Below are 22781 nucleotides of genomic sequence, written 5' to 3'. Positions count from 1 at the left end.
TTGAATTTGACATTCGCCTGACAGGTTCGCTGCAAAGTGGGTAGCGAATGTCAAATTCACTCCACTAGGTCTCTAACGCGCCAGCCAGCCCGCGACCCGGCTTTGCGAGTCCGCTCGTGCCTTAAGATCGGTCCCGATGTGCCCGCGCTCTCCGGCAACAACATGGACCGGCGCATTCACCCTGTCGAAACCATGGTGGGCGTTGGGATAGACGACGATCCGGGCGAGCGCGCTACGCCCACGCGCATCATCAACCATCTGCCGGCAAGCGGACGGCGAACTGAGATCATCATCTGCGCCGATCAGCAGCAGCGTCGGAACGCGCGCGCTCCACCCCAAACGCGACGAGATCCGGCAGTCCGGATAAAACGCAACGGCCGAGCGGAAATCGTCATGCCGGCCGGCCCATGCGATTTGCGGGCGGACTGCCCATAAAACGGCGCTGGCGCCGTCGTCCCATCCGAGCAGGCGGGTACGGCCATGCAAAACCCAGGGCTGCTGCATCAACCACTGTTGCGCGTCGTGGATGTCGGCGACGCGCTCCCGGCGCGCGAAGATCTTGCGCTGTTTGGGCTGGCATTGCTGACCGGCGCCCCGCGAACCATAACTGTCCGGGAACAGAACGGCGTTGCCGGCTTTCAAAAGCCGCTCGGCCCAATCCAGATAGCGCGGCTGGATTTGCCCACCGTGTCCAAGGCCGCTGCAGCCATGCAACGCGATGACCGTTGCGAACGGGCCGTTACCGTTGGGTTTGTAGAGCAGGCCATGCAGCACGCCGCCCTGCCGCGGGATGGCGACCCGCTCAGACTGCGGAGATGGGCCGGGCGCCGCGAACGCTGCGACGGTCGAAATAGACATCACAACCGAAACAAATGCTGACAGCAGGCGCATATATCTTGCCGGACGATCTGGTATGCTGCAAAAAGGAACCTGAATTCAGACCTATCATGTGGCCGAACGCGCAATTCATCACAAATCGGTGGGTTTGACGCAGCCTTTTGCGAGCCTATCTGTGGAGAATAAAAAACCAGCCGGCATGTTGAAGGCCGGCGATTCGGGAGAGAGACGTGCTGAACAAATTTGGCCAGTCCGGCCAGGGCGAAGCGCGGGTGCAATATCTCGACGGCGATTTCCGCGTGCTTTCAGCGGGAACCTATGTGCGGTGCGCCATCACCGACGCTCACATCCCGCTGGACGAGTTGAAGTACTGGAGCGTCGACCTGCAGGAGGCTTACGCTCTTCCAAGCGCGGTCCTGCAGCGGCATTACCCGGGCGCGCTGAAGTAGCCGACGCTATCGCCGTGCCTGTGCGATCCGGCCCGCGAGGAACGACCGCAGCGCCGGCTCGTCGTCGAACGCCAGCGTGACCGCGAAGGGAACGACGTCCTGAGCGAACGCTTTGAGGCTTTCGCTGTTGCGCAGCCGCGCCAGATCCTTTTCGGTCGTCACCAGCGCAAGACCGTCGCGCGCAGCAACCTCCCGCAACTCCGCGACGTCACTTTGCGAAAACGGATGATGATCGGCGAATGCCCGCTCCGCGGCCACATCGACGCCGCAGGCGCGCAGGCTGCGGAAGAACCGCGCCGGATCGCCGATGCCAGCAAAGGCACAGACGCGCCTGCCGCGCAGTGCCGCAACAGAGCCGTCATCGGGTACGAGCTTCGCCCGCAACACAAGGCCTCCCCTCGCATTGATGTTTGCCGCAACGCCGTCCGCGGCGGCGCCAAGGCCGATGATCACGAGCACGTCGGTGCGGGACAATTGCGCCGGCAGAGGCGCGCGTAACGGCCCCGCTGGAAACACCCGTTTGTTGCCCAGGCCGCGGGCGGCGTCGATCACGATCAGCGAGGTGTCCTTCGCAATCGCCGGGTTTTGAAAGCCGTCATCCAGCAGGATCACGCTCGCGCCCAGCGCGCGAGCCGGCGCGGTGCCCGCCGTCCGCTGTCGTGACACGATCACCGGGATCGTCCGCGCCATCATCAACGGCTCATCGCCGACTTCAGTGGCAGTATGCCGGTCCGCATCGACCTGCAGAGGGCCGTGCAGCCGCCCGCCATAACCGCGGCTGAGCACGACCGGCGTTTCGCCGAGCGAGCGGAGAATGCCGGCCAGCGCCATCACGGTGGGCGTCTTGCCGGCGCCGCCAAGACCGTAGTTTCCGACGCAGATGACGGGCACCCCGGCGCGAAGACCTGTCCGCATCAGCCGCCGCGCGGCGACCGCGCCGTAAAGCGCGCCAAGGGGCGCTAACAACTGCGACCGCAGCGATGACGGCCTGTGCCAGAAGGCCGGCTCACGCATCGGCCGCTCGCCTTTCCAGCCGCAACTGCAGAAGATACGGCTCAAGCGCGGCCAGCGTCCGCTCCAGCGCGCCGCCGAGCCGATCCACCACGTCAGCCGCGGCTACCCTCGCGGCATCGCGGGCGGCGAGATCACTGAGCAGATGGCCGAGATGCTTGACCAGCGCATCGCCGTCGTCGGCCCGGCGCGCGCCGCCGGCGCGGTCGAGCGCGTCATAGACCTCAGTGAAGTTGAAGACATGCGGGCCGTGCACGATGGCGGCGTCGAGCTTGATTGCCTCGATCGGATTCTGGCCGCCATGCGGCACCAGAGAGCCGCCCATGAAAACGATCGGCGCCAGCCGGTAGAACAATCCCAGTTCGCCCATGGTGTCGGCGATATAGATGTCCGTCTGCGCCGTCGGCAATTGCTCCAGCGAGCGGCGAGCGGCGCGTGCGCCGGAGGCTGCGATCATGCGGGCGATCGCCTCGCCCCGCTTGGGGTGACGCGGAACGATCACGGTCAGCAGCGAGGGGAAGTAAGCCGCCAGCGTCCGGTGCGCGTTGAGCAGGATCTCCTCCTCGCCCGGATGGGTCGACGCCGCCACCACCACTGGACGGCCGCGGGTGACGAACAGCAAACGCTCCAGCCTACTCTCGTCGGCCGGGGGCGCCCGCACGTCGAGCTTAAGATTGCCCGTGACGGCGACGCGGCCGCCGAGCACGGCGAAGCGCTCCGCATCGGTTTCTGACTGGACGAGGCAGATGTCGAACCGGCCCAACAGCGCCGCGATCGTTCCCGCCATCCTGCGCCAGCGCGGAAACGAACGTTGCGACATCCGCCCGTTGATGAGCACCATCGGCAGGCGGCGCGACGCGCCTGCCAGAATCAGATTGGGCCATAGGTCCGATTCGATGAACAGTGCCAGACCCGGCCGCCAGTGATCGAGAAAGCGCGCGACGAAGCGCGGCGAGTCGTAGGGAATGTACTGGTGAATGATATCCGGCGGAAATCGCTTCGCGACGATGGCAGCCGAGGTCACGGTGCCCGAGGTGAGCAGAATGCGCAGGTTCAACGCCCGCAGCCGCTCCATCAGCGCGGCTGCGGCCAGCACCTCGCCGACGCTTGCGCCATGGATCCAGACCAGCGGGCCTGCGGGACGCGGTCGGCGGGCGATACCCCGCCGTTCGTCGATGCGCGCGGGATCTTCCTTGCCCTGCTTCAGCCGGCGTTTCAAAAGCACGGGCGCGAGCGCGCCGGCGGCGGCGGACAGTCTGCCGTAGAGGCGCAGCGTCGCCGGCACCGGGCTAGTACCCGCTTTCCGAAGTTCGTGAGACATTGCAGCACCTTCTTAACGAACTTCGGAAGGCAAAGGCTACTAGCAACTTTATAATTCCAGTACCGCTTTCGATTTGAAATTCCGAAAACCAACCCGCTGCAGGTGCTGCGGGAATTTCAAATCGGCGGGACTAGAGCCTTTCCGCTTCTGATGGAATCAGAAGCGGCTCTATGTTTTTGATTCGACGCGTTTTCTTTACGCGAACCGGTCGCCACTTCGCTTGAAAACGCTCTACTACCCGCTTTCCGAAGTTTGCGAGACATCGCACCTCACCGCCTCAAGTTCGGGCCGGCCTATCCTGGCGTAAGCACGGCGCGTAGCGTCGTTCAGCGTCGCCTCGAGCCGAGCCCTCAGCGTTTCCATCATCTCGGCGTCGGCGTCGGCAGGAACGAAGATCGGCTCGCCGCCGACCAGGGCGCCGCGCCCGAACGGCAGGTTGATGGTGGTGCGGTCCCAGTTGTTCAGGCGAATGAAGCGGCTGGTCGCCATCGCAAACGGCATGATCATCCGCCCGGATTCGCGCGCCAGCATGATGACGCCAAGACCCGCGACGCGCGAGCGCTTCGGCACATCGGCGGTGAGCGCCACGTTGTAGTTCTCCTCGAGCGCGCGAACCATTTCCTTGAAGGCGCCGACCCCGCCCTTGCGATTGAACGCGGAGCCGTGGTCGCCGGAGCCGCGGATGGTCTCGATGCCCAGCCGCTCCGCCGCCAGCGCATTGAACTCACCGTCACGATGGCGCGAGATCAGCACCTTGCCGCGATGGTGCGCCCGCTTGATGAACGGCGTCATGAAATGCTGTCCGTGCCAGAACGCGAGGATGACAGGCATCTGCGGCTCGACGATGTCGTAGACATCGTCCGGATCATAGCTGAATCGATTGGTTGTCCAAACCAGCCGCAGAAAGCCCGCGGCCAGGAGGCCTGCGAACTGCTGAAACCAGCGGGCGCGCAGCAGAGTGCGGAGCAGCTTTCTCAAAGGGCGGGCTTCGTGTCTTGACCCGGATCGAGAAGCCGGTGGAGGTGCACGATGAAGTACCGCATATGGGCGTTATCGACCGTCTGCTGCGCCTTCGCCTTCCAGGCGGCGTAGGCCGATGCGTAGTTCGGGTACAGGCCGACGATCTCCACCTCGTCGAGGTTCTTGAACGTCGTCTGCGCGAGATCGGCCAGTTCGCCCCCGATCACGAGGTGGAGCAATTGCTGGGGCGGAGTGTCCGGCGGCATTGCGCGTTGTCCTACTATGTCGGCGGCCGTCAGGCAAATCCCGAAGTCAGCCCCATCCCTTAGGGCACCGGAGGCCCGTGAAAATGTGCGAGAATGCGCGCGTGGCGAAGGCGACCCGCCGCCAACAGCACGTCGTGCGTCACCTGGGCGCGGTTATAGAGGATTGGCTCGCCCCCGATCGATGTCAGCCTCCCATTCGCCTCCTGCACGATCAAATCGGCCGCGGCGATATCCCAGTCACAGCTATCGCCGCCCGCAAAGGCTGCGTCGATGCGACCGTCCGCGACCCGGCATAACCGCAGCGCCAGCGAAGCGATCCGCGGATGAGGCGCGGCATCGCTCCGGTCGAGTTTGTCCACAAGCGGCTTCGGTCCCGCGATCTTCGAAAAATCCAGATCATCGCCGGGTGTCGCCTGCACCGGCACGCCATTGCGGGTCGTGCCCTGCCCGCGCGCGGCGAGGAAAAACTCGTCGATGGCCGGCGCGAACACGGCCGCGAGCAACGGCGAGGCGCGCTCGACCAGCGCGACGCTGACGCACCAGTCGTCGCGGCCGGCGATATAGCCGCGCGTCCCGTCGATCGGATCGACGATCCAGACCCGCTGCCTGTCGAGCCGCGAGGGATCGTCGGCGCTTTCCTCCGACAGCCAGCCATAGTCCGGCGTTGCTGCGCGCAGCTTGTTTTCGATGAGATCGTTGACGGCGATATCCGCTTCCGACACCGGCGACGAGATACCCTTGGTCCAGGTCCGCAATCTGGTGCGGAACATCGCGCGTGCCAGTTCTCCCGCCTCGCGCACCGTTTCGATCAACAACGCGCGGTCCCGCGCCAAATCGTCGTCGCGGCTGTCGGCCTTAGCGCCCGCCAACCGTCAGCCCTTCAATGCGCACGGTCGGCGCGTTGGTCGCATAGCGGAATGCAAGGTCATTGGCGGGCGTCAGCGACTTGAACATCTCGATCAGATGTCCGGCGATGGTGATCTCGCTCACGGGATAGGTGATCTCGCCGTTCTCGATCCAGAATCCCGACGCGCCGCGGCTGTAATCGCCGGTCACGCCATTGACGCCGGAGCCGATCAAGTCGGTGACATAAAAGCCCTGCTTGATGTCGGCGATCAGCTCACGGGGCGTCATCGGCCCCGCCTCGAGATGCAGATTGTACGGTCCCGGCGACGGCGACGACGAGACGCCACGATGAGCATGACCGGTCGTCGTCAGGCCGAGTTCGCGCGCGGTCGCCGAATCCAGCAGCCACGACGTCAGCACGCCGTCGTCGATCACCGCCAATTTCTTCGTCACGACACCTTCCGCGTCGAAGGCCTGCGAACGCAGTCCGCGCACGCGCAGCGGATCATCGACGATCCGGATTCCTTTCGCGAACAGTTGCTGGCCGAGCCGATCTTTCAGGAAGCTGGTCTTGCGCGCGACTGACACACCGTTGGCCGCGCCGACGACATGACCGACCAGCGACCCCGCGACGCGCGGATCGTAAACCACCGGCACCTTGCAGGTGGCGACCTTGCGCGGATTGGCGCGCGCCACCGTGCGTTCCCCGGCGCTGCGTCCGATGCTGGCCGGAGACATGAGATCGGAGCCATGAAGCGCGGAGGAGAAATCGTAATCGCGTTCCATGGCGGTACCGTCGCCGACGATCGCCATCATCGAGATGCCATGGCTCGAACGCAGATATGATCCGTGAAAGCCGGTGCTCGTCGCCAGCACCATGCCGCCGATGCCGGCCGACGCCGACGCGCCGCCGGATTTGGTGACGCCCTTGACCGCAAGAGCCGCCGCCTCGGCCTCGACCGCGCGGCGCTCGAGTTCCGCTGTCGATGGCGTCACGCGGTCAAGCAGATCGAGATCGGGAAAATTCCGCGCCAGCAATGCCGGATCGGCCAAGCCGACATATTGATCGTCGGGCGCGACGCGCGCCATCGCGACCGCGCGTTCGGCGAGTTTCGCGACATTGTCGCCACCGACATCGTTGGTCGAGACCGTGGCCTGCCGCCGTCCCACCAGCACGCGCAGTCCGACGTCGTCGCTCTCCGAGCGTTCCGATTCCTCGACGCGGCCGTCGCGAACCTCGACGCCTTGCGAGACGCCGCGCACCGCGACCGCATCGGCGGCATCCGCGCCCGCGCGCTTCGCAGCCTCAACCAGCCGTTCGGCGAGTTCACTGAGCGCGGATTGATCGAAGAGTTCGGATTCGGCGGATTTCGGTAATGATGTGTTTGGTGAAGAGATCACGAACAAAATCCCGGGAATTCGAGGAGACCGGCGCGCAAGCGGTCCCGTCATGAGATGTGCTTGTTTTATGCGGACTTCAAGCGTGACATGCAGCGGGTGTCGAAGATTATCAGCGCCCCGGCAAGGACCCGTCAAGCATGTCGGCCAAGGGTCTGTCAATCATGCGCGCGGATGAGACGCGAGGTACCTTCGATTAACCAGCCTTTTTAAGCAAATCCGGACCGCGTGCTGGCATGCTCTCGCCCATCGACCGGGAACATAATCCCGGCGGGGAGACAAAGCCGTGAGGCGTCAAACATCAACAGGCGGACTGGATTCCGCCGGGTCGAGCTGCGCTTTGCGGCTCGACCCCCTCTCACTGCCCGTCAGTTTCGCCGCGCGCGACAGCCGCGCCGACGGCGGCATCCGGCAGATCGAACTTCATCGCGAACGCGTGACGCTGCATCGCGCCGTCCGTGGCATGCAGATGACGATCAGCGTGCGCGTCAGCGAATTCGCCGGCGTGACCGTGCGCGACACCGCCGACGGGCGAGCGCTCGTTCTGCTTCACCGCGATCCCTCGCTCGCCATTCCCCTTCTGGTGACCGATGATGTCGCTGAGCGCGACGCCGCATGGCAAGCCTGGAGCGAGATCCTGGCGCTTCCGCAACTCGCCGACGACAGGCGAGATCCGGCCCCGCGCCGGCGACGGAGCAACGTCATCAATGCACGGCGTCCCAGCTTCCTGATGCGGCGGCGTGGCGGCAACCTGCTCAACCCGGCGGCCATCTATCGAGGTGAACGCGAGATCATCGCGCGGAATTAGTTGGAGCATAATCCCGAAAAGCGGAAAACGGTTTTCGGATAAGATCATGCTCGATCAAATATAAAGCTAGTGACTGGTTCAACGCGGTCGAATCTGATTCTAGAGCCCGGCCGCCGCAAGCAACGCGCTACCCAATAATCCCGCAAACAACAACAGCCCGGCGTCGCGGTTGGATTTGAAAATCTGCAGGCAGAGTCGGGAATCGCCGATGTCGATTCGCGCGCCCTGCCAGGCGAGGTGTGCGGCAAAAGCCGCAAGGCCGATCCACGCCGGCCATCGCGCGGCGGCCAAATGCAATGCGACGCCGATGAGAGCGACGGCAAGCCCGTAGAAGATCGCAAGCGCCCGACGCGTGCGTTCGCCGAACAGCAATGCCGTCGACTTGATCCCGATCAGCGCGTCGTCTTCCGCATCCTGGTGCGCATAGATCGTGTCATAGCCGATTACCCATGCGATCGAGCCCGCATACAGCGCCAGCGCGGCTGCATCGATGCGGCCCAGCAGCACCGCGAATCCCATTAGCGCACCCCACGAAAAGGCGAGGCCGAGCACGACCTGTGGCCAGTAGGTAACGCGTTTCATGAAGGGATAGACCGCGACGATGGCGAGCGAGGCTATTCCGGTCGCAATGGCGAAGCGGTTGAACTGCAGCAGCACGACAAGCCCGACCAGCGCCTGCGCCACGAGGAAGATCATGGCCTGCGCCACCGTCACTTGCCCTGCAGGAATAGGGCGCGACCGCGTCCGCTCCACGCGCGCGTCGAGATCGCGGTCGGTGATATCGTTCCAGGTGCAGCCGGCGCCGCGCATCGCGAAGGCGCCGATAAAAAACAGCACGATGGTCAGAGGCAGCCGGCTCGCGTCACCGGCGACGCCCGCAGCCAGCGCCGCCGACCACCAGCATGGCAGCAGCAGCAGCCAGGAACCGATCGGCCGGTCGAGCCGCGACAGCCTCAGATAGGGCCGCGCCCACAAAGGCGCGCGCGTGTCGACCCAGTTGCCGGCCGAGTCCGCGACGCGTGCCGCCGCGTCGCTCATCAGAGGCTCGTCATCGGGTGAGAACGTTGCCGTTCAGGGTGTCGAACGTGCTGCCGCCCCTCTTCGGCGTAGTGGCCTCCGGCAATCCGCCGGATGCCGAACCCAAAGCCTCGCTCAGGCTCGGCCCGGCGGGGCCGCGCATCCTTGCCTGCTTGGCCACGTCGCAAACCTTCTGATGCATGCTCTCCGTGGCCTTGTGGTTGGCGCGCATCTGCGCTCCAACGTTGTCGGGAATTCCGCACTTCTGGGAATTCTTGTCGACGAATTTGAGCATCTTGACTTCCGCCTGCGCGTATTGCCCGATCAGCTTGCATGCTTCGTCGGGCGGCGCGTGACGGGCGCTGGCAGCCTGGATCAGCTTGCCGCGCTTCTCGGCCGCTTCGCGCAGCGGCATGAATTCCTTCATGCAGTCGGCGCCACCGGGCGGCCCCGCCTGCTGGCGCGGAGCCCCAAATCCACCCACGGGAGCGGCGCCGCCCGAAGGAAACGCGGAGGGCGCGCCGATCGTCGCCGACGGGGCGCCATTGACCGGGGGAAATGCGGAATCCTGAGGCGGCGCGGAGAGCCGTTGCGCAGACGCGCCGTTGACGGGCGGGAACGCCGGGTCATTGACCGTCCCGGCCGAGCTATTGGGCAATGGCGCCGGAAACGGGGTCTGGCCGGGCGCATCGGTGACGCCGATGGCAAACACCGCAAGCGTCAATGGAACGATCAGGCGTGGGGTGATCACAGCATTTCTCCGGCAGAGTCAACTATCCGCGACATCTTTTGCCACGAATGCAACGAACGACCTTCCATGATTCACACACTTTTACGATTGCAGGCGATTCCTAACAACCCGACGAATCGGGCAACAGCGCGACGCATGGCCGCGCCGGTCAAAATCGGAAACCCCCGACCGTTCCGTCTCGCCGTTTGAGGGCCGGAGTGGGTTGGTTTATAGCGTTTTTCCGGCGACGAGGTGGTCGACAAAGTACCGGTTCGCACGAGGAAACCGCCGTGGAAAGCCGCTCCCGCAGGATTTCAGTTTCAGCCATGCCCGTCTGATCATGCCCGACACCGACTTTCGCAGTCCCCGGCTCTACGTCGACGCACCGCTCGCCGCCGGCGGCAGGGTTCCGCTCGAGCGCGACCAGGCCAATTATCTCGGCAATGTGCTGCGCCTTGGGACGGGCGCGAACGTGCTGGTCTTCAACGGCCGCGACGGCGAGTGGCGAGCGGCGATTGCCGGTCGCAAGCGCCCGGAACATCTGGATATCGTTGCCGCGACCAGGGCTCAGGACCACCTGCCCGACCTGCACTACGTGTTCGCTCCGCTGAAACACGCCCGGCTCGATTACACGGTTCAGAAGGCGGTGGAAATGGGGGCCTGCGCGCTGCAGCCGGTTCTGACCCGCTTCACCCAGGTGACCCGGGTCAACGGCGAGCGGATGCGCGCCAATGTCATCGAGGCGGCCGAGCAATGTGGCATTCTCAGTCTTGCCGAAGTCGACGAACCGGTCACCCTCGAGCGGTGGCTCTGCGGACGCGCGCCGGAACGCCTGCTGGTATTCTGCGACGAGGCCGCGCCGGTCGCAAATCCGGCGGCGGCGCTTGCGCCGATGGGCAGCACCGAACAGGGCGTTGACGTGCTTGTCGGACCCGAAGGCGGCTTCGCGGAGGACGAGCGGGCAAATCTGCTCCGCCAGCCCCATACGCTGCGGCTATCGCTGGGTCCTCGGATCCTGCGCGCCGATACCGCAGCGGTCGCCGCCCTTACTCTGGTCCAGACCGTGCTGGGCGACTGGACGCAGTCCGAAAAACACGCAACTCGTTAAGCCACTTCCCGAATCATGGTCGAAACCGTCATCCGGCCATGCTAGTGGTCCGATTCTAACATTTGCATCCCGTTGCGGCAGGGAGTTCTTGCAAATGTCAGAATCAAAGGACCACTAGCTCCACTAGGTTTCTAGTGGAGTTTTGAATTTGACGTTCGCCTGACGGGTTTGCTGCAAAGTGGGTAGCGAACGTCAAATTCACTCCACTAGAGCCTTTCCGCTTCTGACGGAATCAGAAGCGCGGCTCTATGATTTTGATTTGACGCGTTTTCTTGACGCGAACCGGTATCCACTTCGCTCGAAAACGCTATAAGGGCTTGCCCGGAAAACACCTTGGAATCCATGGCCTTCGATATGAGCCGCAGCGCGGAAACTCCTGCAACCCGATCGCCCCCCTGGGCGGACGGTCTGCTGTCGTCGTTCGCCCAGGCCGGCTACGTCAAGGCGGAACCTGCGATCCTGCAACCAGCCGAGCCGTTTCTGGACCTGTCGGGCGAGGACATCCGCAAGAGCCTCTATCTGACCTCGGACGCGGGCGGCGAGGAACTCTGCCTGCGTCCCGACCTGACCATCCCGGTGGCGCGGGACTACCTCGCCTCTGAAAGGGCCGGCCAGCCGGCCGGCTTCTGCTATCTCGGGCCCGTGTTCCGCTACCGCGCGGGGCGGCCGAGCGAGTTCCTGCAAGCCGGTATCGAATCGTTCGGGCGTCAGGATCGCGCCGCCGCCGACGCCGAGATGCTCGCGCTCGGCCTGGAAGCGGCCGCGGCTTTCGGCATTACGGATGTGGAGATCCGCACCGGCGACGTCGCGCTGTTCACCGCACTGATCGATGCGCTCGACCTTTATCCGGTCTGGCGGCGGCGGCTGATGAAGGACTTCAATCGCAAAATCAACCTCGCGCAGGATATCGAGCGGCTGACACTCGCGACCGGAACCGGCCACAACGAATACGAAGGCGTGCTTGCGGCGCTGGCGGGGTCCGACCGCAAGGCGGCGCTGGCGCTGGTGACCGACATGATGTCGATCGCGGGCGCGACCATTGTCGGCGGCCGCACCCTCGACGAGATCGCCGACCGCTTCCTCGAACAATCCACGCTGAAGAGCGGCGCGTTGCCGCGCGACGCGCTGACCATCATCAAACGCTTTCTCGCAATATCGGGCGATCCCGATGATGCGCTCGGCCAGTTGCGCACGCTCGCCTCCGACGCCGGGCTCGATATCCACGCCGCGATCGATCAGGTCGAAAGCCGCACCGGCTTCATGGCCGCGCGCGGCGTTGAAACCGGCGAGATCAGCTTCGCCACCGCGTTCGGCCGCGGCGTCGACTACTATACGGGCTTCGAATTCGAACTGCAGCGCAAGGACGGCGGCGACGAGCCGCTGATTGCCGGCGGCCGTTACGACGGTCTGATGACGCAACTGGGCGCAACGACGCCGATCCCTGCAGTCGGCTTCTCGATCTGGATCGAGGCGGTGACGCGATGCGCAGGCAAGGCCTCGACGAGCCGCACCGGCGGGAGCGCGTCATGACCGCACCTCTCGTCCTGGCGGTGCCGTCGAAGGGACGCCTGCAGGAAAACGCCGAAGCCTTTTTCGCTCGCGCCGGACTGACGCTCGCCAAACCGGGCGGCGTGCGCGACTATCGCGGCACTATCGTCCAACTCGACAACGTCGAGATCGCCTATCTCTCGGCGAGCGAGATCGCCTCGCAGCTCGCGCGCGGCTCGGTGCATCTCGGCGTTACCGGCGAAGACCTGATCCGCGAAAGCATCGTCGATGCCGACAAGCGCGTGGCGCTGATCAACGGCCTCGGCTTCGGCAGCGCCAATGTCGTGGTCGCGGTGCCGCAGTCGTGGATCGACGTGCGCACCATGGCCGACCTCGACGACGTGGCGACCGGATTTCGCGCACAGCACAACCGGCGCATGCGGGTCGCGACCAAATATATCAACCTCACCCGCGCGTTCTTCGCCTCGCACGGCGTGGTCGATTACCGCATCGTCGAGAGCGCAGGCGCCACGGAAGGCGCTCCCGCCGTCGGCACCGCCGAGATGATCGTCGATATCACGACGACCGGAGCCACGCTCGCCGCCAATGGCCTGAAGGTGCTGGACGACGGCGTCATCCTGCGCAGCCAGGCCAATCTGGTCGCCTCGCGCGACGCGGACTGGTCGAACGGCGCGCGCGAGACCGCACGGATCATTCTCGACCACATCGCGGCGCGCGCCCGCGCCAGCCAATATCGCGAGGTGCGGACCCGCTTCGCAGGCTGTGATGCGGCGCTGCTCACCGAGGCAAAGGACCGCTTCGGCGCGGTCTCGCCGTTCGGCGGACCGACCTCTTCGGGCATGATCACGCTGCACTGCCCGCCCGACCGGCTTTATGCGCTCGGCAGCTTTCTGCGTCAGCACGGCGCCGAAACGGTGTCGATTGCATCGCTGGACTATGTCTTCGATCGCGACAACCCGCTGTTCGCGAGACTGGAAGCGTTCCTGCGGATGTGATCCGTGCAATGCGCCCGTTGAAGGGCGCGGCCGCACTCACTACCATAGGAAGATTGATCACGCCGGACCCGACCGATGACGTCAACGCCGAGCCTTCCCGGTCTGCCTGCAGATGCGGCCGCAGCGGCCGCGCAGGGTCTATCGATCGTAATTCCCATTTACAACGAGGCCGCCGGGCTCCAGCAGCTTCACGAACGCCTCGGCGCGCTGGCGGCGAAACTGCGGCAGCGCTTTGGCCTTGCCTGCGAGGTCGTCTACGTCGACGACGGTTCGACCGATGACACGCTGAGTCTCGCCCGCACGCTCCCTGCCGGCGCGCTGGACGTGCAGGTGGTGTCGCTGTCGCGCAATTTCGGCAAGGAAGCCGCCTTGATGGCGGGTCTGGATCACGCGCGGCGCGGCGCGCTGCTGTTCATGGACGGCGACGGCCAGCATTCCCCCGACCTCGTGGAGCGGCTGGTGGATCACTGGATCAACGGCGGCTACGACGTCATCTATACCGCAAAGGCGCGCCGGACGAACGAGTCGCTGCTGCGCCGGATCGGCGTGCACAGCTTCTACGCGATCATCAACTGGGGCGCGCGCCAGCGGATCCCGGAGGATGCCGGCGACTTTCGCCTGTTGTCACCTCGCGCCGCCGCCGCGCTGCGCCAGATGCCCGAGCGCAACCGCTTCTTCAAGGGGCTGGCAAGCTGGATCGGCTTCCGCCAGTTCCGCGTCGACTACGAGCCCGATGCCCGCGCCCACGGCATGTCCACGTTCGGTGCGGCGCGGCTGCTCGGCCTGTCCATCGAGGGGCTGACATCGTTTTCGGTGGCGCCGCTGCGGCTGGCCAGCCTGCTCGGCCTGCTGCTGGCGCTTGCCGCCTTCCTGTTCGGTCTCTCGATCCTGTGGGAAACCTGGGTCGATGGCGAAACGGTCCCCGGCTATCCGTCGCTGGTGGTCGGCCTCATGACCCTCGGCGGCGTGCAGCTCCTGATGATCGGCATCATGGGCGAATACATCGGCAAGATCCTCTCCGAACTGAAGGCGCGGCCGATTTACTTCGTCGCCGAGCATAGCGTGAAGCAGGCCGACAGCGAACCATCCGCCGGTGACCCGCACCGGACCGCCGCCGAATGAGCGGCGATAAATCGCAACGCCGGATCTGTCTGTGCGCTGACGATTACGGCATCAGCCCGGGGGTCAACCGGGCGATCCGCGATCTGATCGAGCGGGAGCGCATCAACGCGACATCGGTGATGGTGGTTGGTCCCGCCGCCGGACGCGAAGACGTCCAGGCGCTGGAGGCGGCAGTCGCCCGCAGTCCGCATTGCGTCATCGGCCTGCATGTCACCCTGACCGCGCCGTTTCATCCGCTCACCCTGCATTACCGGCCGCTTCAGGGCGGGCTGTTTCCGCCGCTTTCGAAGATGCTGCGCGCGAGCCTGTCGCGCCGGCTCGAGCCCGAGATGATTTTCGACGAGGTCAAGGCGCAGATCGCAGCGTTTGCCGAGCGGTTCGGCCGCGCCCCCGATTACGTCGACGGCCATCAGCACGTGCAGATTTTTCCGCAGGTGCGCGACGCCTTCCTGTCGGCGGTCAAGAGCGCCGCGCCCGGCGCATGGGTGCGCCAGTGCGGCCGCCGCCGCCCGCCGGCCGGGCGGCTCGGCCCGCCGAAGGCGCTGCTCTTGGATATTTTAAGCGCCGGCTTTCGCCGCCAGGCCGCGCGCGCCGGCATCCGCTTCAACCCGGCATTCGCCGGCGCCTATGATTTCACAAAGGCCGACTTCGGCACACTGATGCAGGAGTTTCTCGACGGCTCGCCGGGCGGCGGCCTGATCATGTGCCATCCCGGCTTTGTCGACGACACGCTGATCGCGCTCGATCCGGTTACCGACCAGCGCGAACGGGAATATGCGTTCCTCTCCGGGGACCGCTTTCCCGACATGCTGGCGGCGAATCGGGTGACGCTGGACTGATCCACCCGACCGCAAGCCCCCGCCTCAATTGTCGCACACTGAAATTTAATCGGCCGCGACACTGTTTGCGACAAAAAGCGCGCCTACATCCCACCGGCCACCTTATCGGGAGAGCGCCATGACACCGCAAGAACGCCAGTTGGTCGACGACCTCTTCACCCGCCTCGCCGGCGTCGAAAATACGCAGCGCGATCCGGCCGCCGCCGCTGCCATCGCCGAGGGCCAGCGACGGGCGCCCAACGCGTTATATACGCTGGTCCAGACGGTTCTGGTGCAGGATGAGGCGCTGAAGCGCGCCCACGACCGTATCCAGCAACTGGAAAGCGAAGGAGCCGCCGATCAGGCGGCATCAGGCGGGTTCCTGGATCAGATGCGCGACAGCCTGTTCGGCAAGTCCCCGCAGCGCGGCTCGGTCCCGAACGTCCAACCTTCCCCAACGCCGAACCGGCCGGCCTGGAACACGGGGGAGGCGTTGCAGCAGACCGGTGGTCAGCCAGGCCGCTACAATCAGGGGCCTGCCGGTTCGCCCGGTCAGCCCTACGGTGCGCCGCCGCAGGCAGGCGGTGGCTCGTTTCTCGGAACGGCGGCGGCCGCCGCCGCGGGCGCCGTGGGCGGCGGACTGCTTCTCAGCAGCATCCGCTCCATGATGGGTGGCCCTGCCCATGCCAGCAGTTTCGGTGATGGGGGCGGCCTTGGCGGTTCGCCCGGCCCGTGGGGCGGCGGCGACCAGTCCGGAAGTAACCTGGCGCGCGACGCCGGCGTCGGGGACATCGGGTCACAACACGACAGCACGTCGCAACCGTTCGACCAGGCCCAGGCGGATGCCGACCAGGACCAGGATCAAGACCAGGACGATGACGACGAGATGGACATGGACTCCGACGACTTCGCCGACTTCGGTGACGGCGACGATTACGCCTAGTCTCCTCCACGGTCCCGAACACTCAACATGCCCGGCTTTATGCCGGGCATCCACGTCGTTGGAATTCAGCGAAGTAAGCAACCCGCTGAAGTAAGCAACCCGCTATGGAGTCTGATCCAGCTTTGTTGGATCAGACTCCATAGCTCATCCTTTGATTGAGCATGATCTTATCCGAAGCCGGTTTCAACTTTTCGGGATCATGCTCCAAAATTGACGCGTTTCCTTCACGCGAACCGGTGCTCATCCTCGGGTCGAGCCCGAGGACATGCTTCGCTCGAAAGCGCAATATCATTTTGAATCGAGATCAAATCGCTACGGGACTGCTGGCATGAGACGCCGCTACAGGCTTCCGCCCTGCCCGATCGCGATTTCGCTCTATGGTTAGAAACGTTTTCAGATCAGTGGTGCAGCTTTCCGGTCTGGTAGCTTCCGTAAGCCAAGCTGAAAATCAGCACCAGAAAAACTGCGAGAAAGCCTCCGACAACGAGCCAGAAATCATGCGGCATGTTTAGGGTCTCCTAGTCTCAGGATCGCCCCCTTGGAATACGTACGCCGCTATCCCAGCTCACGCCAATCACGGCTTCGGGACTGATTATCGACATGATTGCCAATGTTCGAGTTTGAACATATCGCGCGGCCAGTCACGACCATGAAGAAAAGGCCGCCCGACAGGGCGGCCTTTTCAATCTCCGACGACGTCCTGCGTCAGATCACCACCACCTTGGCGCCGACGCGAACCCGACCGTAAAGATCGATCACGTCCTGGTTGCGCATCCGGATGCAGCCGGACGACACGTTGGTGCCGATCGTCCAGGGCTCGTTGGAGCCGTGGATGCGATAGAGCGAGGAGCCGAGATACATGGCGCGGGCGCCGAGCGGATTCTGCGGGCCGCCTTCCATGTGGCGCGGCAGATCGGGACGACGCTTGAGCATTTCCGCCGGCGGCGTCCAGTCCGGCCATTCCTTCTTGGCCGTGATCGTCTTGACGCCGGCCCACAGGAAGCCCGGTTTGCCGACGCCGACCCCGTAGCGCAGCGCCCTGCCGTCGGCCTGCACGAGATAGAGGAACTTGCTCGACGTATCGATAACGATGGTGCCGGCGGCTTCCTTGCCGTGATAATCGACAAGCTGCTTCTCGAACTTCGGATCGAACGCGGGATGCGCCGCCTCGCTGGCGTCCTGCTCCGGCATCGCCTGCTCTGGCTGCATCGCCTGCGGCTGCGGTGCATAGAGCGGGCGCGGATCATAGGGCTGCTGCCGGTAGCGCGATCCCTGCTGCTGTCCGTCACCGAACAGGAACTCGATGAACCCGCCGCCCATGTTGCTGTCCGCGTTGGAGCGCTCGGCAGAAGCAACGCGCTGATCAGCCGGCTGCGGCGCGGACCGATCGGCATAACCGACGGCAGGTTCGGTGAAGAACCTGGCTTGCGGTTCTCTGGCAAAGGCCTGCTGGACTCCGAGCCCGGCAAGCGACGCGCCCGCGAGGAGCGCGAGGGATAGTTTTCTGAACATCGACGTACTCTGTACTGTTTCGCCGTGAATGGTCGCCACGGATGCGCCCCGATAACGCGCATCGCCACGCGAGCGAATTAAAATCAAAACCGCATCGGTTTGGTAAACAGAACCGGCGTTTCGATTCACCACGTCGTCAACGCAGCGCGGTTTTATCCGGTAGCGTTTATTTTCGATGAACGGGCTTTCGACGTGTTAATCGCCGGCCGGAGACAACGGATGGACCACGGTTCCCCGCGTGAACCCGTCGTTAAACCACGTCGGTATACAACGGATGATATAGCGTGACGGATTGATTTAGAGCTGGGGAATCTGATGCCTGTTCAACGCAAGCGCTTTCGCGTCGAGGAAATCCTGAGCGGTGGCATGCCGGTTATCACAGCAGCCGGTGACAACGCACCCATGCCGGTGCATCGCGAGATCATGGCGGAGCTGCGGGCCATCCGCGAACAGATCGGAGCCCCACGCGGCAATGGCGCGGACGAAGCGGCTGCGGTTGACACCGAGGTCAGCCGCGATGTCGCCGATGCGCAGGCCTTGTTGCTGACTTATCGCGCGCAGATCGAACAGTGCGAGAAGCTGAAGACCGAGCTCGATCTGATCTACGACGCCATCACCCGCACCAAGCAGGAAATCGCGGTTCTTCACGGCAAGAGCTTCAGCGGCGACGAAATGTCGAAGGTGACTGACGAGCTTGGCGCCGTGGTGGGCGGCACCGAGCAGGCGACGCAACGGATTCTGGAGGCGGCCGAGGCGATCGACCAGTCGGCCAGCGCCCTGTCGAAGTCTGCATCCCCTGAGCAGACACAGTTGCAGAGCGAGGAAATCCAGGAACGCGTGATCGCGATTTTCGAGGCCTGCAACTTCCAGGATCTCACCGGCCAGCGCATCGCCAAGGTGATGAACACCATGAAGTTCATCGAGCATCACATCAACGTCATGATGGACATCTGGGGCGGCGTCGACGCCATCCGCGCCCATGCTCCGCCGATCGTCGACGATCGCGTGGGCGATGCCAAGCTGCTGAACGGCCCGAAGCTCGATGGCGACGAGGGACACGCCTCCCAGGACGATATCGACGCGCTGTTCGGTTAGGGCATGATCCCGGAAGGCGGAAACCGGTTTCCGGACAAGATCATGCCCGAAGGATTATAAGGGACTCTGGCGGCCCTGCGTCCGCAGGATTCGGGGCTGCGCCCGGAAATCCGTAACCGGCGATTCAACGCTGCGGCGCGCAGCGGACATACACCATGTTGCCATAGCGGGTCGCCGCATCGGGATCGATGAAGCGGGTGACGAGGACGCGGCCGTCGAAAGAAACGATCTCACGATCCTTCGCACCGCCCGCCGGCCCCTCCGGTCCGATATAGTTCTTGCCGCTCTGGCTGCCCTTCAGCCGCAATTCCTGCGGGGTCGCCTCGTCGGCGAGGTGCATGATCACGCCGCCGTTGCTGCCGGCGCCGATCACGTAAGGGTTGCGGCATTGCGCCTTGGCGGCAGCCTCGGTCCGCGCCCGGTCGTTCGGGTTCTGGTAGGATGCAAGACCCCAGCGCCCGACGAGTTCGTCAGCGCGAACCGTGGCCGGAATTTCAGGCTCGACGGCCGGCTGCGGCGGCGGCTGCTGGGTCGACAGTCCGACCGATCCGATCGACCCGCACCCGCCGAGAAACATCGCAAGGGCCGCGATCGCCCCAAGGTTCAAAGCCGCGCGTCCGCCGTCTGATCTGACCATCGTATTTCCCCGACCGAATTCGCGACCGCCTTGCCCCCGGCGACCGAACTTAGAAATGTCACCGCGGCCACACTTATTATCCCGCGGATCGCGGGGCCGCGACATGGTTTGCACTATCCTACACGTCCCTCACCAACGGCTTAAGGCGCTTGCTTGACAGCATGGCTGCCAAGCCATATCCCCGCCAACGATTAGCACCCTCGGAGCATGATTGCCAAAGATACCGTTCGGGCGCTTCGAATCCGGCCGCGCATTCCATCGATGGCGATTTCCAGAGTCCTGCGAACCCCCGGAGGAGCCGTTATGGCTAAAACCACATTTCGTCCGCTGCATGACCGTGTCGTGGTCAAACGCCTCGATGCCGAGGAAAAGAGCAAGGGGGGTATCATCATTCCCGATACCGTCAGGGAAAAGCCCTCTCAGGGTGAGGTCGTGGCGGTCGGCCCGGGCGGACGCGACGAAGCCGGCAAGCTGGTTCCCATCGATGTCAAGGTCGGCGACAAGGTGCTGTTCGGCAAGTGGTCGGGCACCGAGGTCAAGCTCGATGGCCAGGACCTTCTGATCATGAAGGAGTCCGACATCATGGGCATCGTCGGCTGAAGCGTTTCTGAGCGAAGCATGTCCTCGGGCTTGACCCGAGGATGGAATCCGGTTCGCGTGAAGAAAACGCGTCAAATCAAGAAGCTAGTGGAGTGAATTTGACATTCGCTACCCACTTTGCAGCGAACTTGTCAGGCGAATGTCACATTCAAAACTCCACTAGAAACCTGATAGTTGCTAGTGGTCCTTTGATTCTAACATTTGCAGGAACTCCCTGCCGCAACGGGATGCAAATGTTAGAATCGGACCACTGGAGTCTGCCACCGTCCATGAAACGGTGACAGACTCTAGAACAGCCTCTAGAACAGCGGCGACCCCGGCACGAAAGCGTCGAACGCGGCCCAGAACTGCGCGCGGTAGCGATTTTGCTCCTGCAGGATCTCGTGTTTGGATCCGGCAATGACGAGGTGCGAGCCGCTGCGCAGATGATAGGCGAACTCCTCGATCGCCGGAGTGGAGACGATGGCGTCGTCGCCGGCCGCGATCAGCAGCAGCGGCTGGCGAATCCCCGACGGATAGTTCACGGCGCGAAATTCGTGCATCGCCCGGAAGGCGGTATCGGCCCACGCCACGGTCGGCGAAGCAAGACCCAGCGTCGGGTCTTCCTCGAGGATCGCGACGTTGCGGGCGAACCGGACCGGATCGCTGGTCAAGGGATTGCCGATGAAATCGGTGACGCCGGTAAGCTGATCGTTGCCGCCGGGAATGTAGCGCCCACCCTGCCCGCACAGCCGCATCGCGTGCAACAGCGCGCGCACCGGAAACGAGGTGAGGTGTCCCGGCAGATCGATCATCGGCGCCGACAGCACGATGCGGTCGAACCAGCGCCTGCCCGCGTGCGCGACCCGCAGCAACACCGCGCCGCCCATCGAATGCGCCAGCGCGAAGTACGGCGGCGGGCAATCCGGCAGCACCACCTGCTCCATGAACGAGCGGACATCGATTTCGTAGTCGGAGAAACGGCGCACATAGCCCTTGCGCGGCTCGGGCAACTGCCGCGCCGAGCCCCCCTGCCCCCGCCAGTCGATCATCGCCACTGCAAAACCGCGATCCCGCAGGTCGCGGACGGTCTCGAAATATTTTTCGATCTGTTCGCCGCGCCCGGTAAACACGCAGACCGTTCCTTTTCGCCCCAGCGGCGGGGCCCATCGGGCAAAGCGCAGGTCGACCCCGTCGGAGGTCCTGACGGCACCGCTGACGTAATCTTCCGGAACCGGATTGGCGGGTATCGAAACAAGCCTCATGACCGCACAGGCTCGAGGGAAAGGCTAAGACGCAAGAAAACGGACTTCAAAAGAGGGCGCACCCGCCTCTTGAAGGCGTTTGAAGCCCTCCCATATCATTTCTGTGCAGGCCGCTACCAGTGCTCCGGAACCGGATCATCAGGCTGCACACAGATGAAAGCCCGGCCCGATTTGGCGGGCGGGTCCATTCAACGTCGCTCCATGGAGGACTGACCTATGCGTACTTTCGACCTCACCCCGTTTTATCGTTCCACCGTCGGTTTTGATCGCCTCTTCAACCTGCTCGACCAGGCCAACGGCGATGCGTCGGGCTACCCGCCCTATAACATCGAGCGTACCGGCGAGAACGCGTACCGCATTTCCGTTGCCGTATCCGGTTTCGCACCGAACGAGCTCTCCATCGTCGCGAAGGAAAATACGCTGACGATCAAGGGCGAGAAGGTCGCCAACGAAAACGGCAAGGACACGTCCGAGGTGCTGTATCGCGGCATTGCGGCGCGCGCCTTCGAGCGTGCATTCCAGCTCGCCGATTTCGTACAGGTGAAGAACGCCTCGCTTGAGCACGGCCTGCTCCATGTCGATCTCGTCCGCGAGATTCCCGAGGCCAAGAAGCCCCGCACCATTCCCATCGCAACCAGCGCGCCCGCCGCGCCCACGGTCGAGAAGGCGGCGGCCTGACGAACCTTCGCAGGCGAACTTCAAGCGCTGAACGCAGGACGCCCCGGGCAGCCGGGGCGTCCTTGTCTTGAGCAGCATACCCCAAGAGTACCGAGCCATTGAGGCGTCCCCCCGACCGGCGGATCCCATGGCGGGCTTTGGGCATAACTTCCATGCACTCAGGGACTCCCGGACGCTTGTGTGATAGAGAAAAGTTTGGCAATGTCCGGGTTAGGACAGCAAGACTGTCTTAATTTTGACGGCCGCCTGGTGTCGGGTTTTTGCCGCAAATGCAGGCGTCCGATGTCCGGCTGTGGACATGGCAAACCGGCTTTCCACCGAATACGTTGGGCGCCTGGTTTGACTTCTCAAAACTTCGGCTCGCGGCGTGCGAGTGGTGGCCCCAAGATTTTCAATCGGGGTGCCGCGACCGTCCAAGGTGCGCCATGGATACGGATTGCGTTTCGGGATATCTCAAATCCCGGCCGGGAAAGGTACTGGGCTTAAGATGAGCGGGCCATCGTTCGAGCGGGAGAACATCGGGCTGGAATCACTGACAGGGGATTCGGTCGCGAAACAGCTCGAACCCGCGCATGAGCAACACGCGTCACGCGAACACACGCTTCACGAACATACTTGTCATGAACATACTTGGCGTCCGCCGGCGGAAGGCCTCTACGACCTCGGCCAGGAGAAGGATGCCTGCGGCGTCGGCTTCATCGCCGACATCAAGGGCAGGAAGTCCCACCAGATCGTTTCCGATGCGATCAGCATCCTCTGCAACCTTGAACATCGCGGCGCGGTCGGCGCCGATCCGCGTGCCGGCGACGGCGCAGGCATCCTGGTCCAGATCCCGCACGGTTTTTTTGCGCGCAAGGCGAAGGAACTCGGCTTCACG

24 protein-coding genes are annotated in these 22781 nt (G+C 64.1%); 12 read left to right on the top strand and 12 right to left on the bottom strand.

Annotated features, from left to right (window positions below; all coding sequences use genetic code 11):
• Nucleotides 1-72 precede the first annotated feature (72 nt).
• A complete protein-coding gene (locus BGO16_RS17545) occupies nt 73-891 on the bottom strand; it encodes a dienelactone hydrolase family protein (RefSeq protein ID WP_292620443.1) in 819 nt (272 codons plus the stop codon).
• Between the two features lie 176 nt (nt 892-1067).
• Here BGO16_RS17545 and BGO16_RS17540 point away from each other — a divergent pair, with 176 nt between their 5' ends.
• Nucleotides 1068-1286 carry a DUF2093 domain-containing protein gene (locus BGO16_RS17540; RefSeq protein ID WP_292620442.1) on the top strand — a complete coding sequence of 73 codons (219 nt, stop codon included), beginning with the start codon at nt 1068-1070 and terminating at the stop codon, nt 1284-1286.
• A 6-nt stretch (nt 1287-1292) separates the two neighbouring features.
• On the opposite strand, the gene lpxK is transcribed toward BGO16_RS17540, so the two are convergent.
• From lpxK to BGO16_RS17510, 6 genes are all read right to left on the bottom strand, one after another.
• Nucleotides 1293-2300, bottom strand: coding sequence for a tetraacyldisaccharide 4'-kinase (lpxK, locus tag BGO16_RS17535; RefSeq protein ID WP_292620441.1), 1008 nt, complete (start codon nt 2298-2300; stop codon nt 1293-1295).
• Nucleotides 2293-3618, bottom strand: a complete 1326-nt coding sequence (locus tag BGO16_RS17530; RefSeq protein WP_292620440.1) for a 3-deoxy-D-manno-octulosonic acid transferase — start codon at nt 3616-3618, stop codon at nt 2293-2295. The genes lpxK and BGO16_RS17530 overlap by 8 nt, the downstream gene beginning before the upstream one ends.
• Before the next feature lie 234 nt (nt 3619-3852).
• Entirely contained in the window at nt 3853-4596 is a 744-nt protein-coding gene (locus tag BGO16_RS17525; protein ID WP_292620439.1) for a lysophospholipid acyltransferase family protein, read from the bottom strand.
• Nucleotides 4593-4844: a DUF4170 domain-containing protein gene (locus BGO16_RS17520; RefSeq protein ID WP_292620438.1), complete on the bottom strand. Its 252-nt coding sequence runs from the start codon at nt 4842-4844 to the stop codon at nt 4593-4595. Before BGO16_RS17520 ends, BGO16_RS17525 begins: the two co-directional genes overlap by 4 nt.
• A gap of 59 nt (nt 4845-4903) precedes the next feature.
• On the bottom strand, nt 4904-5713 hold the full coding sequence (locus tag BGO16_RS17515; protein ID WP_292620437.1) for a 3'(2'),5'-bisphosphate nucleotidase CysQ: 810 nt from the start codon (nt 5711-5713) through the stop codon (nt 4904-4906).
• Nucleotides 5700-7091: a TldD/PmbA family protein gene (locus BGO16_RS17510; protein ID WP_292620436.1), complete on the bottom strand. Its 1392-nt coding sequence runs from the start codon at nt 7089-7091 to the stop codon at nt 5700-5702. Before BGO16_RS17510 ends, BGO16_RS17515 begins: the two co-directional genes overlap by 14 nt.
• A 283-nt stretch (nt 7092-7374) precedes the next feature.
• On the opposite strand from BGO16_RS17510, the gene BGO16_RS17505 reads away from it, so the two are divergent.
• Complete coding sequence (locus BGO16_RS17505) at nt 7375-7896, top strand: DUF6101 family protein (RefSeq protein ID WP_292620435.1); 522 nt, start codon at nt 7375-7377, stop codon at nt 7894-7896.
• Nucleotides 7897-7995: 99 nt separating this feature from the next.
• On the opposite strand, the gene ubiA is transcribed toward BGO16_RS17505, so the two are convergent.
• Together ubiA and BGO16_RS17495 are read right to left on the bottom strand one after the other, a co-directional pair.
• A complete protein-coding gene (gene ubiA, locus BGO16_RS17500; protein WP_292620434.1) occupies nt 7996-8934 on the bottom strand; it encodes a 4-hydroxybenzoate octaprenyltransferase in 939 nt (312 codons plus the stop codon).
• A 10-nt stretch (nt 8935-8944) separates the two neighbouring features.
• Nucleotides 8945-9661 carry a hypothetical protein gene (locus BGO16_RS17495; protein ID WP_292620450.1) on the bottom strand — a complete coding sequence of 239 codons (717 nt, stop codon included), beginning with the start codon at nt 9659-9661 and terminating at the stop codon, nt 8945-8947.
• A gap of 322 nt (nt 9662-9983) precedes the next feature.
• On the opposite strand from BGO16_RS17495, the gene BGO16_RS17490 reads away from it, so the two are divergent.
• The 6 genes from BGO16_RS17490 (at nt 9984) to BGO16_RS17465 (ending at nt 16138) form a co-directional block, all read left to right on the top strand.
• Complete coding sequence (locus tag BGO16_RS17490) at nt 9984-10751, top strand: 16S rRNA (uracil(1498)-N(3))-methyltransferase (protein ID WP_292620433.1); 768 nt, start codon at nt 9984-9986, stop codon at nt 10749-10751.
• A 342-nt stretch (nt 10752-11093) separates the two neighbouring features.
• On the top strand, nt 11094-12281 hold the full coding sequence (locus BGO16_RS17485; protein ID WP_292620449.1) for an ATP phosphoribosyltransferase regulatory subunit: 1188 nt from the start codon (nt 11094-11096) through the stop codon (nt 12279-12281).
• A complete protein-coding gene (hisG, locus tag BGO16_RS17480; RefSeq protein WP_292620432.1) occupies nt 12278-13255 on the top strand; it encodes an ATP phosphoribosyltransferase in 978 nt (325 codons plus the stop codon). Before BGO16_RS17485 ends, hisG begins: the two co-directional genes overlap by 4 nt.
• A 75-nt stretch (nt 13256-13330) precedes the next feature.
• Nucleotides 13331-14377, top strand: coding sequence for a glycosyltransferase family 2 protein (locus BGO16_RS17475; protein WP_292620431.1), 1047 nt, complete (start codon nt 13331-13333; stop codon nt 14375-14377).
• Nucleotides 14374-15216 (top strand): ChbG/HpnK family deacetylase, encoded by an 843-nt coding sequence (locus tag BGO16_RS17470; protein WP_292620430.1) that lies wholly within the window; start codon nt 14374-14376, stop codon nt 15214-15216. The genes BGO16_RS17475 and BGO16_RS17470 overlap by 4 nt, the downstream gene beginning before the upstream one ends.
• Nucleotides 15217-15334: 118 nt before the next feature.
• Nucleotides 15335-16138, top strand: a complete 804-nt coding sequence (locus tag BGO16_RS17465) for a DUF2076 domain-containing protein (RefSeq protein ID WP_292620429.1) — start codon at nt 15335-15337, stop codon at nt 16136-16138.
• A gap of 705 nt (nt 16139-16843) precedes the next feature.
• Here BGO16_RS17465 and BGO16_RS17460 read toward each other — a convergent pair.
• On the bottom strand, nt 16844-17650 hold the full coding sequence (locus tag BGO16_RS17460; RefSeq protein ID WP_292620448.1) for a L,D-transpeptidase: 807 nt from the start codon (nt 17648-17650) through the stop codon (nt 16844-16846).
• 315 nt (nt 17651-17965) lie between these two features.
• On the opposite strand from BGO16_RS17460, the gene BGO16_RS17455 reads away from it, so the two are divergent.
• A complete protein-coding gene (locus BGO16_RS17455; protein ID WP_292620428.1) occupies nt 17966-18745 on the top strand; it encodes a protein phosphatase CheZ in 780 nt (259 codons plus the stop codon).
• Nucleotides 18746-18869: 124 nt separating this feature from the next.
• On the opposite strand, the gene BGO16_RS17450 is transcribed toward BGO16_RS17455, so the two are convergent.
• Nucleotides 18870-19382 (bottom strand): hypothetical protein, encoded by a 513-nt coding sequence (locus tag BGO16_RS17450; RefSeq protein WP_292620427.1) that lies wholly within the window; start codon nt 19380-19382, stop codon nt 18870-18872.
• A 303-nt stretch (nt 19383-19685) separates the two neighbouring features.
• On the opposite strand from BGO16_RS17450, the gene BGO16_RS17445 reads away from it, so the two are divergent.
• On the top strand, nt 19686-19982 hold the full coding sequence (locus BGO16_RS17445) for a co-chaperone GroES (RefSeq protein WP_292620426.1): 297 nt from the start codon (nt 19686-19688) through the stop codon (nt 19980-19982).
• 299 nt (nt 19983-20281) lie between these two features.
• On the opposite strand, the gene BGO16_RS17440 is transcribed toward BGO16_RS17445, so the two are convergent.
• The gene (locus BGO16_RS17440) at nt 20282-21226 is read right to left on the bottom strand and encodes an alpha/beta hydrolase (protein WP_292620425.1); all 945 of its coding nucleotides are present in this window, start codon (nt 21224-21226) and stop codon (nt 20282-20284) included.
• A 216-nt stretch (nt 21227-21442) separates the two neighbouring features.
• Between BGO16_RS17440 and BGO16_RS17435 the strand changes: the two genes are divergently transcribed.
• Complete coding sequence (locus BGO16_RS17435) at nt 21443-21904, top strand: Hsp20 family protein (protein ID WP_292620424.1); 462 nt, start codon at nt 21443-21445, stop codon at nt 21902-21904.
• A 487-nt stretch (nt 21905-22391) separates the two neighbouring features.
• A partial coding sequence (locus BGO16_RS17430; RefSeq protein ID WP_292620423.1) for a hypothetical protein occupies nt 22392-22781 on the top strand: 390 nt, incomplete at its 3' end.

This window comes from Nitrobacter sp. 62-23 (genome assembly GCF_001897285.1).
GTDB lineage: Bacteria > Pseudomonadota > Alphaproteobacteria > Rhizobiales > Xanthobacteraceae > Nitrobacter.
Note: the sequence above shows the minus strand (reverse complement) of the source record. Positions and strands in the feature narration are given on the sequence as shown.